Annotated in this window: 12 protein-coding genes; 7 read left to right on the top strand and 5 right to left on the bottom strand. The window is 61.9% G+C overall.

The genetic code is table 11. The features are described 5' to 3' along the window. The first annotated feature begins 20 nt into the window (after nucleotides 1-20). Genes rsmH through mraY form a run of 6 tightly spaced genes read left to right on the top strand, consistent with a single transcriptional unit; the run spans nucleotide 21 to nucleotide 7,126 of the window. The gene (gene rsmH, locus BLR31_RS06995; protein ID WP_090594004.1) at nucleotides 21-998 is read left to right on the top strand and encodes a 16S rRNA (cytosine(1402)-N(4))-methyltransferase RsmH; all 978 of its coding nucleotides are present in this window, start codon (nucleotides 21-23) and stop codon (nucleotides 996-998) included. Then, a complete protein-coding gene (gene ftsL / locus BLR31_RS06990) occupies nucleotides 995-1,384 on the top strand; it encodes a cell division protein FtsL (protein WP_090594002.1) in 390 nt (129 codons plus the stop codon). The genes rsmH and ftsL overlap by 4 nt, the downstream gene beginning before the upstream one ends. Next, complete coding sequence (locus BLR31_RS06985) at nucleotides 1,381-3,108, top strand: peptidoglycan D,D-transpeptidase FtsI family protein (protein ID WP_090594000.1); 1,728 nt, start codon at nucleotides 1,381-1,383, stop codon at nucleotides 3,106-3,108. The genes ftsL and BLR31_RS06985 overlap by 4 nt, the downstream gene beginning before the upstream one ends. Nucleotides 3,109-3,167: 59 nt before the next feature. Next, nucleotides 3,168-4,610, top strand: a complete 1,443-nt coding sequence (locus BLR31_RS06980) for a UDP-N-acetylmuramoyl-L-alanyl-D-glutamate--2,6-diaminopimelate ligase (RefSeq protein WP_090594795.1) — start codon at nucleotides 3,168-3,170, stop codon at nucleotides 4,608-4,610. 9 nt (nucleotides 4,611-4,619) lie between these two features. Then, complete coding sequence (locus tag BLR31_RS06975) at nucleotides 4,620-6,023, top strand: UDP-N-acetylmuramoyl-tripeptide--D-alanyl-D-alanine ligase (RefSeq protein WP_090593998.1); 1,404 nt, start codon at nucleotides 4,620-4,622, stop codon at nucleotides 6,021-6,023. 17 nt (nucleotides 6,024-6,040) lie between these two features. After that, nucleotides 6,041-7,126 (top strand): phospho-N-acetylmuramoyl-pentapeptide-transferase, encoded by a 1,086-nt coding sequence (mraY, locus tag BLR31_RS06970; protein WP_090593996.1) that lies wholly within the window; start codon nucleotides 6,041-6,043, stop codon nucleotides 7,124-7,126. Nucleotides 7,127-7,189: 63 nt separating this feature from the next. Here mraY and BLR31_RS06965 read toward each other — a convergent pair whose 3' ends face one another. From BLR31_RS06965 to BLR31_RS06955, 3 genes are all read right to left on the bottom strand, one after another. Further along, complete coding sequence (locus BLR31_RS06965; RefSeq protein WP_090593994.1) at nucleotides 7,190-7,414, bottom strand: DUF3072 domain-containing protein; 225 nt, start codon at nucleotides 7,412-7,414, stop codon at nucleotides 7,190-7,192. A 174-nt stretch (nucleotides 7,415-7,588) separates the two neighbouring features. Then, entirely contained in the window at nucleotides 7,589-7,909 is a 321-nt protein-coding gene (locus BLR31_RS06960) for a heavy metal-binding domain-containing protein (protein WP_090594793.1), read from the bottom strand. A 74-nt stretch (nucleotides 7,910-7,983) separates the two neighbouring features. Continuing rightward, nucleotides 7,984-10,308, bottom strand: a complete 2,325-nt coding sequence (locus BLR31_RS06955; protein ID WP_090593991.1) for an ATP-dependent helicase — start codon at nucleotides 10,306-10,308, stop codon at nucleotides 7,984-7,986. Between the two features lie 191 nt (nucleotides 10,309-10,499). On the opposite strand from BLR31_RS06955, the gene BLR31_RS06950 reads away from it, so the two are divergent. After that, nucleotides 10,500-14,174: an AsmA family protein gene (locus tag BLR31_RS06950; RefSeq protein ID WP_090593989.1), complete on the top strand. Its 3,675-nt coding sequence runs from the start codon at nucleotides 10,500-10,502 to the stop codon at nucleotides 14,172-14,174. Here BLR31_RS06950 and BLR31_RS06945 read toward each other — a convergent pair. After that, nucleotides 14,115-14,330, bottom strand: a complete 216-nt coding sequence (locus BLR31_RS06945; RefSeq protein ID WP_090593987.1) for a ribbon-helix-helix domain-containing protein — start codon at nucleotides 14,328-14,330, stop codon at nucleotides 14,115-14,117. The genes BLR31_RS06950 and BLR31_RS06945 overlap by 60 nt on opposite strands. Further along, nucleotides 14,331-14,834, bottom strand: a complete 504-nt coding sequence (locus BLR31_RS06940; protein ID WP_090593985.1) for an SspB family protein — start codon at nucleotides 14,832-14,834, stop codon at nucleotides 14,331-14,333. Nucleotides 14,835-14,885 lie beyond the last annotated feature (51 nt).

Here is a 14,885-nt window from a genome sequence, read left to right as displayed (position 1 = left end):
GCGCGAGTATTTTTAAGTCCATGGGCGAGCCGCAATCACCACATGAATCGGTGCTGTTGGCCGAGGTGCTCGACGCTTTGGCGCCATTGGATGGTGCCGTGGTCGTCGATGGTACGTTCGGGGCCGGCGGATATTCGCGGGCGATCGCCGAGCGCGGGGCAATTGTGATCGGGATCGATCGCGATCCGACGGTGCAGCCGTTTGTCGACGCGTTGGCGGCGGACTTTCCTGAGCGGTTTTCGTTTGTTGCCAGCCCATTTTCCGAACTCGATATCGCCATTGGCGAGCGGCATGTCGATGCCGTGGTGCTCGATATCGGGGTGAGTTCGATGCAACTCGACCAGGCGGAGCGCGGGTTTTCCTTCATGCGCGCCGGGCCGCTCGACATGCGGATGAGCCGGGATGGCGAGAGCGCCGCCGATCTGGTCAATGGCTTGAGCGAAACCGATCTGGGCAACCTGATTTTTGCATTCGGCGAAGAGCGCGCATCGCGCCGGATCGCCAAGGCGATCGTCGCCGGTCGCGCTGAGGCGCAGATTACCGATACGCTTGAACTGGCGCGGATCATCGAAAAGGCAGTGGGGCGCAAGCCCGGTGGGCCGCATCCCGCGACGCGGACGTTTCAGGCGCTGCGGATTGCGGTAAATGGCGAGTTCGATGAACTGGTCAGGGCGCTGTTTGCTGCCGAGAAGATATTGCCAGAGGGCGGGCGTCTTGCGGTCGTGACCTTCCATTCGCTGGAAGACCGGATCGTCAAACGCTTTTTCGATGAGAGCAAGACGTCGCCGACCCCGTCACGCCATCTGCCACAGCAGGCGAAGGTCGAGGCGCATTGGTCACCGGTGCGCAAATCGGTCAAGGCCGGGTCTGCCGAGACGGGGCGCAACCCCAGGGCCCGTTCGGCCACGTTGCGCAGCGGCATCCGCACAGGTGTTGTCGCGCGTGAGTTTCAGACGGCCGGGTTGGGCGTGCCGGGCTTTCGGAGGGGCGCCGCATGAGCCGCTTTCTTCATCGTCTCAATCTGTTGCTGGCGGCGCTGTCGGTTTTTGCCGTGGTGGCTGTCTATTCGCAAAAGCATTTTGCCGAACTTACCGCCGAGGAAATCACCGGTATCGAGCGGGTGATCGCCAAGCAGCAGGCCGACCTCTCCATTCTCAAGGCCGACTGGGCCTACCTCAACCAGCCGACCCAGATTCAGCCGATCATCGAACGCCACAACGATCTGTTGAACCTTCAGGTGGCCGCTGCCGCCCAGTTCGGACAATTTGGCGATCTGCCCATGCGCCCGGAGCAGCGGCTCGACACGGATGCACTGAACTCGCTGTTTGAAACCATCGAAGCGGGCGATGATCCGCTCGGGTCACTATTGGAGGGCCTCCTGTGAGCGCGATTAACCCCAACAACGATACGATCTCGCTCGACGGAACGCGCAAGGCGCGCGGCAATCTCACCGGCGCGCGCATTCGCTGGGCAATGGTGTTCGTTCTTATCGTTTTTTCGATAATGGGTGGACGGCTGATCTGGCTGGGCAATGTCGTCATCGATACGTCGATCGAAGGGCAGACGCGCGATGCGATCATGGCGTCGCGCCCACCGATCCTGGACCGGAACGGCATCGAGCTTGCCGTCGATATCCGGGTGCCGTCGCTGTTTGCAGAGCCGCGGCGTATTCTCGATGTGGACGAAGCGGCGAACGCCATCCTGTCGGTGTTGCCCGATCTCAACCCGGCCTGGTTGCGTAACCGGCTGACGGGGGACCGAGGGTTTGTGTGGGTGGCGCGTGAGTTGACGCCGGCCCAGCAGGACCGGATCATGATGCTGGGTATTCCCGGCCTCGATTTCGTCGAGGAAAGCCGGCGTTTTTATCCCGGCGGGACCGTGGCATCGCACATCATGGGTGCGGTCAATATCGACAATGTCGGCATCGCCGGCGTCGAAAAGCACCTCGATGACGACAATCTGGCGCTTCTGCAGAATCTCGGCCTGGCGCGCGGTAGTGCGCTGACGCCCGTCAATCTGTCGATCGACCTGCGGGTGCAGAATATCTTGCACAGCGAGCTTGTGGACTCGCTGGAGCGCTACAAGGCGATTGCAGCCGCCGGCGCGATCATGGACGTGCGGACGGGTGAGATCATCGCCATGGCGTCGCTGCCCGATTTCGATCCCAACGAACCGGCGACAATGCTTGTCGAGGGCCGGTTCAACCGGATCACGGCGGCGAAGTTCGAAGTGGGGTCGATCTTCAAGACCATCACCTTTGCCGGCGCGCTCGATTCCAATGCCATCAGGCTGACCGACACGATCGACGCGCGCTTCGGCGTGCAGTTCGGGCGCTTTACGATTTCCGACTATCGCGGGCAACATCGTATGCTCTCGGTGCCTGAGGTTTATCGGTACTCCTCCAACATCGGCACGATCCGTATCATGCAGGCGATGGGGAAAGACAATTTCCGGGCGTTTCTGACGCATATGGGGCTCGATGGTTCGCCCAGCATCGAATTGCCCGAGATCACCAATTCCACGGTTCCCGCCAGCTTCTCCGAAGTGGGGGCGGCGACGGCCTCGTTCGGGCACGGTTTGAGCGTGACGCCGCTGCAAATGCTTGTGGCGCAGGCCGCGATCGTCAATGGCGGGCATTTGATGAACGCGACATTGTTCGAGCGCACGCGCGAAGAGGCGATGGCGAGCTCGCGACAGGTCATCAGCCAGCAGACCAGCGACTACATGCGCTATCTGATGCGGATGAACGGTGTCGAAGGCTCGGGCAGCACAGGGAACCGGATCGCCCAAGGGTATCGTTGGGGCGGAAAGACCGGGACTGCGGAAAAAGTCGTCGACGGACGGTATTCGGGTGAAAACGTCACCTCGTTCTTCATGTCCGCGTTTCCGCTCGACGATCCGAAATATGCCATGATCATCTTTGTCGATGAGCCCGAGCCGGAAAATGCCCAGACCGGGCGGACGGCAGGCTGGAATGCGGGCCAGATGTCGGGTCGGCTTGTGGCGCGGATTGCGCCGATGCTCGGCGTGCAGCCCAATCTCGATCCGGCTGTGGACCTGGCGCTTGTGCCGCCGCAATTACGGGTGCAACAGATCGGGACGAATTAATCGGGGGATTGTCCGATGCGCCGCAAAATGGCAAGGCGGCATTAGGCAAGCAAGGAAAAATGAATTTGCCGTATGCGCTTGAAGACGTCCTTGTGGGCGTGAGTGGGCCCACACCCGCACTGCAGATCACCGGCCTCAATGCCGACAGCCGCCTCGTCGGCAACGGAGAGGCGTTTTTCGCGCTCCCCGGGTCGCGTGGGCACGGGATCCTTTATGCTCATGACGCCGTGGCGCGCGGGGCGAACGTCATCGTGACGGACGAAAGTCCGGCGACAGATCCCGGCATCGCCGTGGTTCTTGTCGATGATGTACGGGAAGCCTATGCCCATGCCGCCGCGCGGATGACGGGGGCAAAGCCCGAAATCTGCGTTGCCGTAACCGGTACCAATGGCAAGACGTCGGTGGTGTCGTTCCTGCGCCAGATATGGGCACATGCGGGGATCCGCGGCGCGAGTCTCGGGACGCTGGGGCTGATGGTCGATGGTACGCATGTGCCGGGCGAATTGACGACACCCGACACCCTTTCGCTGCACAAGACGCTGGCGAAGCTCAAGGCGGATGGGGTGGATCACGTGGCGCTCGAGGCGTCGAGCCACGGCATTCACCAGAGACGGCTGGATGGGATCAGGTTTTCGGCGGTTGGGTTCACCAATCTCAGCCGCGACCATCTCGATTACCATGAGACGCTGGACGCTTATCGCGACGCCAAGCTGCGGTTGTTTCGCGAGCTGATCGACGAGACGGCGACCGCTGTGGTCGATGCGGAGAGCGAGGAGGGCATGCCCTTCATGTTCGCCGCGCTGGATCGCGGGGCGACGGTGTTCACCGTCGGGGCCGGTGGCGCGCATATCGATGTGGAGAGCATCGAGAGCGAAGGGTTCGGGCAGCGGGTCAGGGGCAAGCTCGTCGGCGAGCCGATGGAATTTCTGTTGCCGCTGGTCGGGCACTTTCAGGTTGAAAATGCCGTCGTGGCTGCCGGTCTCGCCATGGCGACCGGGGTCGATAATGCGACGGCAATTGCGGCGCTCGAACATATCGAAGGCGCCAAGGGGCGGCTGGAACTAGTGGCCGAGCGAGGCACAAGCGCTGTGTTTGTCGATTATGCCCATACGCCCGATGCGCTGGAAAATGCGCTGGCATCATTGCGGCCGTTTGCCGAGGGGCGGTTGATCGTGGTGTTCGGGTGTGGCGGCGACCGGGATACGGGCAAGCGCCCGTTGATGGGCGAAGTCGCGGGGCGGCTGGCCGATCTGGTGATCGTCACCGACGATAATCCGCGCACCGAGAACGCTGCGGGGATTCGCGGTCAGATCATGGCCGCAGTGCCACAGGCGACCGAGATCGGCGACCGCGCCGAGGCGATTGGACACGCGATTGCCCAAATGGGCGACAAGGATGTGGTGCTCGTGGCCGGGAAGGGGCATGAGGACTACCAGATCATTGGCAAGACCAAGCACCATTTTTCCGATCACGAAGTCATCCGCGCGGCATTTGCCGGCTAAGGAGTTTTGATGGACGCGCTCTATTCGGTTGCCGAGGTGGTCGAGGCCACGGGTGGCCGGGCGGTCGATGTCGACGCTGCGAGCATTTCATCGATTTCCATCGATTCGCGTGAGATTGCGCCCGGGGCGTTGTTCGTTGCGATCAAGGGCGAAAATTTCGACGGGCATGATTTCGTGGCGCAGGCGATTGCCGGGGGTGCTGCTGCCGCGCTGGTCAGCCGGGATCGCGCCGAGGACTTGGGCGGTTTGCCTCTCATCATCGTCGATGATGCGCTGGAGGGCCTGAACGCCCTGGCGCGCTTCAATCGGGCGCACAGCTCGGCGCGGATCATTGCGGTCACGGGGAGCGTAGGCAAGACCTCCACAAAGGAGGCGTTGCGGGTGGCTCTTGAGCCGAGCGGGCGCACACACGCGTCGATCAAGAGCTTTAACAATCATTGGGGCGTGCCCTTGATGTTGGCGCGCATGCCGCGCGATACGCGGTTTGGCGTCTTTGAAATCGGGATGAGTGCTGCCGGCGAGATCAGCCCGCTGTCGAAGCTGGTTCGTCCGCATGTGGCGCTGGTGACCACGGTTGCGCCGGCGCATCTGGAGTTCTTCCCCTCGATGGCGGGCATCGCTGCGGCAAAGGGCGAAATCTTTGATGGGGTGGAGCCGGGGGGCATCGCGCTGATCGGTGACGATCACCCGCATGTGGCGCAATTGCTTGAGACGGCCAACGCCAAGGGGCTGCGCACCATCACGTATGGGTTTGAAACCAGCGCCGATGTGCGGATTTACGATTATGGCAATGAGGGGATGGAAAGCCACGCGCATGTGGCTGGCTCCAACCTCGAGTTCCAGATCGTGGTGCCCACGCTGGGACGGCACACTGTCTATAACGCCGTTGGGGCATTGCTGGCGGCCAAGGTGTCGAGCGCGGACTTCGCCGGTGCACTGGCTGCTCTGAAGACGCATGGCGCGCCGGAGGGGCGGGGGATTGCCTTCAAGCTGGGCGATCCAGCCCGGCCAATCACGTTGATCGATGAGAGCTATAACGCCAATCCGGCCTCGATGCGGGCGGCGCTGGAGGTGTTTGCGCGTATGCCGACGGTGAGTGGGCGCAAGCTGCTGGTGCTCGGGGACATGCGCGAACTCGGGGTCGAAGCCTCCCATTACCATGCCGCGATGCGCGATGCGGTGCTGGCGTCGCATGCCGACCAGGTGTTCCTCGTGGGCGATCACGTTGCCGCCTTGGCTGCCGTATTGCCGCCACGACTTGTTGCGGCGCGGACACAAGGTGTGGAAGAGATGGTCCCGCATCTTATGGAGACCCTTGCTCCGGGCGACTCAGTTATGATCAAGGGATCGAACGGATTGAAACTGGGCAAGCTCGTCGCCCATATCCGCGCCCAATACAGCGCGCAGACCTAAAGGCAAGACCCGGTTCCATGCTCTATTTCCTGCAGCAGTTCGCAGACAGTTTCCCGGTCTTCAACGTCTTTCGTTACCTGTCGTTTCGAACGGGCGGCGCGATCATCACGGCGCTGTTCTTCGTCTTCCTGTTCGGGCCCGGGATGGTCAGCTCGCTGCGTGTGCGGCAGGGCAAGGGCCAGCCGATCCGCGAGGATGGGCCGCAGAGCCATCTGCTGACCAAGAAGGGCAAGCCCACGATGGGCGGGCTAATGATCCTTTCGGGCGCGCTGGTTTCGATCCTGCTGTGGGCAGACCTCTCCAACATGTATGTCTGGGCGGTGCTGCTGGTAACGACCGGCTTCGGGCTCGTGGGGTTTTACGACGACTATCTCAAGGTCAAGCACCAGAACCACAAGGGTTTTGGGGGCAAGCCGCGGCTGCTCATCGAATCTGCGATTGCGCTGGTCGCCTGCGTCATCATCGCCAGCCAGGCACCTGAAAGCTATAGCAACGCGCTGCTTTTGCCGTTCGTCAAGGATCTGGCGATCAATCTGGGGCTGTTCTACTTCATCTTCGCCGCGTTCGTGATCGTGGGGGCCGGCAATGCGGTGAACCTCACCGACGGGCTGGATGGGCTGGCCATCGTGCCGGTTATGATCGCGGCATCGGCCTTCGGGCTGATCGCCTATCTGGTCGGCAACCAGGTCTATTCGGAATATCTGTTCTTGAACCTTGTGCCGGGCACGGGCGAGTTGTCGATCATCTGCGGCGCGCTGATCGGGGCGGGGCTCGGGTTCTTGTGGTTCAACGCGCCACCGGCCCAGATCATCATGGGCGATACCGGGTCTTTGGCCCTGGGCGGTGCGCTGGGGACCATTGCGGTGGCGACCAAGCACGAGATCGTCATGGCGATCGTGGGCGGGCTGTTCGTCCTGGAAGCTGTGTCAGTGATCGTTCAGGTGATGTCGTATCGATTGTTCGGCAAGCGCGTGTTCAAGATGGCCCCGATTCATCACCATTTTGAGCATCTGGGCTGGACCGAAAGTCAGATTGTGATCCGATTCTGGATCATCGCAATGGTGCTTGCGCTGATCGGGCTATCGTCGCTGAAACTGCGCTGAGCACAACAAAAAGCCGTCGATGGGTTTCATCGACGGCGTCGGCCGTTAGGCGATTGGGCGAGTTCAGCCGTGAAGCTTGCGCTTTAAGAGCTTGATGCGGTGTTCCGCTTCTACGCGCGTCAGATCATCCATGTAAGCATCGGGCTCCTCGGCCTGCTGAGCCAGAAAGAGCAGTTCAGCTGCCTGGGCTGACGACATGTGGCCCTCGCCAGAGAGATAATCTTCGCGCTCATTATCGTGAAAGGCATCGGGATTCGCCGTAGCGATGCCGGGATGAATGTCGGTCATGACTGTCTCCTCGTTGACGTGCCAGAAGAACGGTTGGAGGCTGTCCGCGGTTCCTGAATGTTAACGGGTGGCGTGCGGAAAGGGAGCGCCGCGGATAAGGCGAGGCTGACACTGGACCCGGGTGGAAATCCCGAGGCGATGGTGGTCGGGGATTTGTCCCGCCTTTAGCCCGGATCAGCCGAGCTTAACGGCGGTGCCCGAGATCGAGACCATCAGGATCGAGCCCTTTTCGCCGACAACTTCGTAGTCGAGATCGACGCCGACAATGGCGTCGGCACCGAGGCGGCGCGCCTCGTCTTCGATTTCGGCGATGGCCTGCTTGCGCGCATCACGCATGGCGTTCTCATATGCCCCGGCGCGGCCGCCAACGATGTCGCGGATGCCGGCGAACAGATCGCGGAAAATGTTGGCGCCGATGATGACTTCGCCGACGACCAGCCCGAGATATTGCTGGACGGGGCGGCCTTCGACGAGTGCGGTGGTGGTGATGATCATGGGGTGTCCCTCGTGTGCTGGCGGCGACGCGCCGCAGCCGATAACGGGAATACCCATGAAGTTGTTGCAGGTGATCAGCCCCGCTTTACGAAACTATCCAGCACCTTCTTGGGCCCAGCCTTTTCGAAATCGATCGAGAGCTTGTTGCCTTCGGCGGCGGTGACGGTGCCGTAGCCGAATTTCAGGTGAAAGACGCGCTCGCCAAGGGCGTAGGCGGCGGAGGGGCCTGAGGAGCGGGCGACGAGGTCGCCGTCGATGGTGAGAGGGCCTGGCCCCTTGCGGGTCTGTTGCTGGCGCTGGGCGCGCTGCCAGCCGGGGGTTTCATAGACGCTCTCGAAGGGATCGCGGGCATCAAAGCGCGTAGCGGCGCGGCCGCCATAGGTGTAGCCACCATAAGACGAGCCGGTATCGGTGACTTCGACCACATGGGTTGGGAGTTCATCGAGGAAACGAGAGGGGATGGCGGACTGCCATAATCCGTGGATGCGGCGGTTCTGGGCCAGCGAAATCTTGCAGCGTTTGCGCGCACGGGTGATGCCGACATAGGCGAGGCGGCGCTCTTCCTCGAGACCGGCAAGGCCGGATTCGTCGAGGGCGCGTTGATGCGGGAACAAGCCCTCTTCCCAGCCGGGTAGAAAGACGGTGTTGAACTCCAGGCCCTTGGCCGAGTGCAGCGTCATGATCGAGACGGCGTCGGCGGCGTCGCCGGAATCGCGGTCCATGACGAGGGCGATGTGTTCGAGAAAGCCGGCGAGGTTTTCGAACTCTTCCATCGAGCGGATGAGTTCCTTGAGGTTCTCGAGCCGTCCGGGCGCATCGGCGGATTTGTCGTTTTGCCACATGGCGGTATAGCCGGACTCGTCGAGGATCTGTTCGGCGAGTTCGTGGTGCGGGATGGTGCGGAGGCGGTCGGCCCAGTCGTCGATCTGGCGCACGAATTCGCGGAAGGTCGAGCGCTGCTTGGGTTTGAGCTCTTCGGTTTCGATCAACTCGCGGATGGCGGCGAGCATGGGAATGCCGGCGGCGCGGGCGGTGTCGTGGACTATCTGCAGGGTCGCGTCGCCCAGGCCGCGCTTGGGATTGTTGACGATACGCTCGAAGGCCAGGTCGTCATTGGGCTGCGCAACGATGCGCATATAGGCGAGGGCGTCACGGATTTCCTTGCGCTCGTAAAAGCGCGGGCCGCCGATGACGCGATAGTTCAGCCCGAGCGTTATGAAGCGCTCTTCGAATTCGCGCATCTGGAACGAAGCGCGGACGAGGATCGCTATGTCGTTGAGATTGTCGCCCTGGCGCTGATATTGTTCGATGTCTTCGCCGATCTGTCGGGCTTCTTCTTCGGAATCCCAGACTGAAGTCACCGTCAGCTTTTCGCCCTCCTCGCCGACATCGGTCTGGAGCGTCTTGCCGAGGCGCGACTCGTTATTGGCGATCAGGTGGGAGGCGGCGGAGAGGATATTGGAGGTCGAGCGGTAATTGCGTTCGAGCTTGATGATCTTGGCGCCGGGAAAGTCTTTTTCAAAGCGCAGGATGTTGTCGACCTCGGCGCCGCGCCAGCCGTAGATGGACTGGTCGTCGTCGCCCACCACGCAGATGTTTGAGCTGGTCTTGCCGTCGCGGCTCTGGGCCAGAAGGCGCAGCCACATATATTGGGCGGTGTTGGAGTCCTGGTATTCGTCCACCAGCATGTAGCGGAAGCGCTGGTGATATTCGGCGAGGACCGTGGGGTTTTCCTTGAGCAGGCGAATGCCTTCGAGCAGAAGATCGCCGAAATCGGCGGCGTTGAGCGTTTTCAGCCGCGCCTGATAATCAGCATAGAGCTTTTGCCCCTTGCCATTGGCAAAGAACCCGGCATCGGCAGAGGAAATGTCCTTGGGCAATTGGCCGCGGTTTTTCCAGCCATCCATCATCGAGGCGAACTGGCGGGCGGGCCAGCGCTTTTCGTCGATGTTTTCGGCTTGCAGCAATTGCTTGATGAGCCGGATCTGGTCGTCGGTGTCGAGAATTGTGAAATCGGGGCGCAGGCCGACGAGTTCGGCGTGGCGGCGGATCAGGCGGGCGCCGATCGAGTGGAAGGTGCCCAGCCATGGCATGCCTTCGACCGAGGCGCCGACAAGGCCGCCGATCCTGTGCTTCATTTCCCGAGCGGCCTTGTTGGTGAAGGTCACGGCGAGGATTTCAGCGCCCCGTGCCTTGCGGGAGGCGAGGATGTGGGCGATGCGGGTGGTCAGAACGCGTGTCTTGCCCGTGCCGGCGCCCGCCAGAACCAGCAGAGGACCTTCGGTGGTCATCACCGCTTCGCGTTGTTCCGCGTTGAGGCCGGCCAGATAACCGGGCTCGCGCGGCGTGAACTGCGAGGTGATGGGACCCTGTGGGCGATGGGGCGGGACGGCGCTCATTATGGCTTGACGAATCTCATTTTGTTCTCGAGGCCAGTATATAGGGGCGATAAGGGCAAAAGTATATGCGTTGGTCAGCGCAGTCGTTGTAGCGGCTTGTGTGGATTTGCCATTCACAATGGCTAAAGCCGGGTGACGACAAGCCACTATGTGCTTAGTGTTCGCACGACGCAGAAAGGGACCTGACCGGGTTGGCCAACCGAATCTACATTGCCGTCGGCTTGCTCGCCATCCTGTTGCTGACTGCGGCCTTCGTCGTTCCGTGGTTTATCGACTGGAACAGTTTCAAGCCTCGCATGGAGCAGATGGCGGCCGAGGCGCTGGGTGTCGAGGTCGAGATCGCCGGCGATATGGACTTTGTCCTTTTGCCGCAACCGCAGATGCATTTTGAAAATGTTCGCATCGGGCCTCCGTCCGATCCTGTGGGTTCGGTGGTGCTGGCGGAGGCCGATTTTTCGCTGATGGACTTTTTGCGCGACCGGTTCACGGTAACCGAATTGCGGCTGAGCGAACCGCGGCTCAATCTCGTCGTGGATGAAGACGGGACGCTGCAGGCGCCGCTGACGCTGGCGCAGACATCGACCGTTTCCAATGTCTCGATCGCAAACGCGCGCTTCAGCGACGGCATCATCGCCATCAGCGATCGTCGCAGCGGGGAGAGTTGGGCTACGCAGAATTTTACCGGCGCCATGCAGATGGCAGGGTTGCGCGGGCCATTCAATCTGCAGGGCCAGGTGCGATATGAAGATGCCGACTATGCCATAGGCTTTTCGACAACGGCGATGAATGCGCAGGGCGACATGCAAGTGTCTGCCCAGTTGCGGCCGTTGGAGCGCGCATTTACGAGCGCGGTCGACGGGCTGTTGCGGACGGGCAGTTCGCCCAGTTTTACGGGGCAGTTCACTTATCGGCAATTTGCGAACGGGAATGGAGATGACGTCGTTGGAGATTTGCTGGTCCAGAGCCCTGTGATCGCCAATGCCGAGCGGGTCGAACTCACGGAATTTGTCGTCTTGCCCGATGACAATCAGCCGACGACGCGGTTGACGGGGTCGGTTGCCATATCACTGGGCGAGACGATGGCATTCGATGCCGCTGTGTCGGGCGGCATCGTCACGCTGCTACCGCGGGACGTTTCTGAGGATGAGGCGCGGCCCTACGAAATCGTGCGGTTCCTGCGTGAAATGCCCCAGCCTCTGATCCCGCCGCTGCCGGGCAGGCTGGCAATGACCGTCAATGAACTGGGAATCCGCGGCGTCGGTATCCGCGAGGTGAGGCTCGATGCCGAGACCGATGGTGAAGTGTGGGCGGTCGAAGAATTTTCCGGCCGGCTGACCGGCAATACCGAGGTGAAGCTGACGGGCACGTTGGGGCGGGCAGCGGGTTGGGCAGCCTTTGAAGGCACGTTGGCCATGGCATCGCCACGGCTGGATGCCTTGGCGCTCCTTTGGAAGCGGCCGATGGACGGCAATCCGCTGTTTGGAATGTCGGGGTCGCTCAATGGGCAGTTGCAACTCGTCAATGACCGTCTGCGGTTGAGCAATGGGGTGTTTGCGCTCGACGACACCTCGCATGAATTGGCGCTCGAGATGCGGTTTGGCGATACCCCATCGCTGGATCTTGACCTTGCGCTGACCGAGCTCGATCGCGAGCAAAGTGCCGCGCTGGCGGCGTTGCCGCCCGAGATCGACCCCTCCGGGCTTTTCGGGCGCAGCTTTCCGCAGGGGCGGCTGGGGCTGTCGATCGGCCGCGCGACGATCGGCGGGCATTTGGCGCAGGATGTCGCTCTAGATGCGCGATGGGGCACAGCGGGAATCGCGGTCGAACCTCTGAGTGTTGGCGATTATGGCGGTATCGGGTTCGAGGGGAATGCGCAAATCGGCGGGACGCTTGCTGCACCGAGGCTGTCGGGCAGCGGTCAGATGAGTATTGCCTCGCAAGCGCGGGCGCTTGATCTGGTCTTGCCGCCGGCAGCCGAACAGCACCCGTTGCGGACGGTGGTGCTTGAAAGCTTGCCATCGCAACTCGACGTGGCTCTCGGTGCGCCCAGTCAGGATGGATTTCAAACGGCGACCCTTGAGGGGCAGGCTGGAAGCGCCGAGGTTTCGATAGGCCTGGAGATGGGGCCGTCTGGGCTTTTCGGGCTGGGCCGGGAGCAGGTGGGGCTGACGGTCGAAGCATCGGTCGATGACGGCGCGGCGTTGCTCGATCAGCTTGGCGCGCCGCCGATTATTGCCGGGACCGATGGTGCAATCGCCAGTGCGCGGTTGTTCGGCAATCCGCAAGGGGTCCTTGAGGCAGAGCTTTCGATCGAAGGTGGGGGCGAGCGGCTTAGCTATGCTGGCGATCTGATCGTTTCCGATCCCCGCTCGATCCGGGGCAATGGGCTGGTCGATTTTCTTCTGGCCGATGGGGTGGCGATTGCAGATTTGATCGGGGCGGAAGGGGTGTGGTTTCCGCCGGTCGAGGGAGAAGCCGATATCGGGATCATTGGGGGCGAGAGCGTTCAACTCTCGAACCTTACAGCGTTCGTTGGCGATCGATCGGTGACGGGTGAACTGCTTTACGCGGCGCAGCGCGAGGCGGCTTTGGTGACTGGTGCACTGTCGTTCGATGCGCTGGACGTGGAAACGCTGGCGGCCATGCTGGCGGGACCCGCGGCGTTGATTCAGGGCGCGCCGGGGCTTTGGCCCGATGGCCCGATCGATCTGGGACCGACACCACGCCAGACCCGTGGGCGCATCGCGTTGACGGCGCCGGTGTTGATGGCTGGCGAGCAGCGGTTGGTCGAGGCTTTGGCGCTGGACTACGCCTGGGGCAATGAGGATGCGGGATTGCGCGGGCTGTTTGGGGAGATGGGCGGCGGGACGATTCAACTCGACGCCACGCTCTGTTGCGCCTCGACGATCGCCAGCAAGAGCCTGACGGGGCGGTTTACGCTCAATGGCGTTGATGTCGACGCCATATTGCCAGACGCGAGTGCTGAAGGGCTGGCGGGGGTCTTGACGCTGGGTGCGCAGATACAGGCCAGCGGCGAAAGCTATCGCGACCTCGCGGCAAGCCTGAATGGGGATGGCAGTTTTTCGATCCAGGATCTGGTGATCGCGGGGCTTTCGCCGTCGGCGTTCGATGCTGCCGCAGATGTGGACGATCTGGTGGGGATTGCGCCCGATGATTTCGAGACGCTGGTCGCGACTGCGCTGGCGTCCGGGCCATTTGCGTCAAGCGAGGCGGGGAGCCTGATCAGTATTATCGGTGGCGTGGCGCGGGTGACCAATGTGGCCATCGATGGCAATGGCGCACGGCTGGTGGGCGGTGGGGCGATAGATCTTGAGACGGCGGGGCTCGACGGGCGCTGGACGCTGGCGCTGACGCGCATGCTGGCGGGGAATGGGTTGATTACCGAGACGACCGGGCGGATCGGGCTTGGGCTGTCGGGGACGCTGTTTGCGCCGGAGCGTAATCTGGACCTGGGGCCGATGGTCGATTCAATCCAGATGCGTGCGTTTGAAATCGAGCTCGACGAGCTCGAGGCGCTGCGAGCCGAGCAGGAAGCGCGGACGCAGGCAGCGGCGGAAGAGCAGGCGCGATTGATGGAAGAGCAGGCCAGACGTGAGGCCGAGCGGTTGTTGCTCGAACAGCAGCAGCAGGAGGACCAGACCGAGGATACGCAGCAATTGCTCGACGATATCGGTGCGTTGCTGAACGAATTGGAGGCCGGGGATGAGACCGAGCCGGCGCCTCAGAGCCAAGCGCCAGCGACGCCTTCATTTACGACGTTGCCGCCGGGCGCGCTGCGGCTCGACCTACTCGGCAACCCCTTGAGCCAGAGCCCAGTCGAGGGCGAAAACACGGATGGCCGATGAAAGATTGGGCTCGTCCCGCTCTTCATCGATCCGTGCAATCAGTTGAGAAATCGATAGTTTTTGCTCTTGGGCAATGTCGTCCAGCACATCCCAGAACTGCGGCTCCAGCGCGATCGAGGTGCGATGGCCGGAGATGGTCAGGGAGCGCTTGAGCACTTATTTCTTGCGGAAGGAATCGAGGCTGACGACCTTTTCGCCGGTCGCTTCGGGCTTGTCCTCTGCGTCGTCAGCGGCCTCTGCGGCGTCGGGTTCCGCGTCGGCGAGTTCGTCATCGGTGGTGACGGCGCGCGGGCCGGACTTTGCATCGGCGACTTCGAACTGGAGGCCGAACTGGACCGAGGGGTCGAAAAAGCCCTTGATCGCGGAATAGGGGATGAACAGAAGTTCGTTGATGCCGTCGAAAGAGAGGCCGACTTCGAAACCGGTTTCGCTGACCTTGAGGTCCCAGAACTGGTTCTGCAACACGATTGTCATTTCATTTTCGTATTGTCCCAGAAGCTTTTGGCTCAACCGGACACCGGGAGCCTGGGTCATGAACGAGATGAAGAAATGATGGTCGCCGGGCAGACCCGTGCGGGAGACTTCGGTCAGAACTTTCTTGACGACGCCACGCAGCGCCTCCTGGGCCAGAATGTCGTAACGGATATGATCCTGGGCCATTATACGCGGCGCTCCGGGGTAGGTGGATAAAGAATCTGTACTAGCCCATAA

This window comes from Pelagibacterium luteolum (assembly GCF_900100665.1).
In the GTDB taxonomy this organism is placed as follows: Bacteria; Pseudomonadota; Alphaproteobacteria; order Rhizobiales; family Devosiaceae; genus Pelagibacterium; species Pelagibacterium luteolum.
The sequence above is the reverse complement of the archived record's forward strand: the minus strand, read 5'-3'. Positions and strand labels throughout refer to the sequence as shown.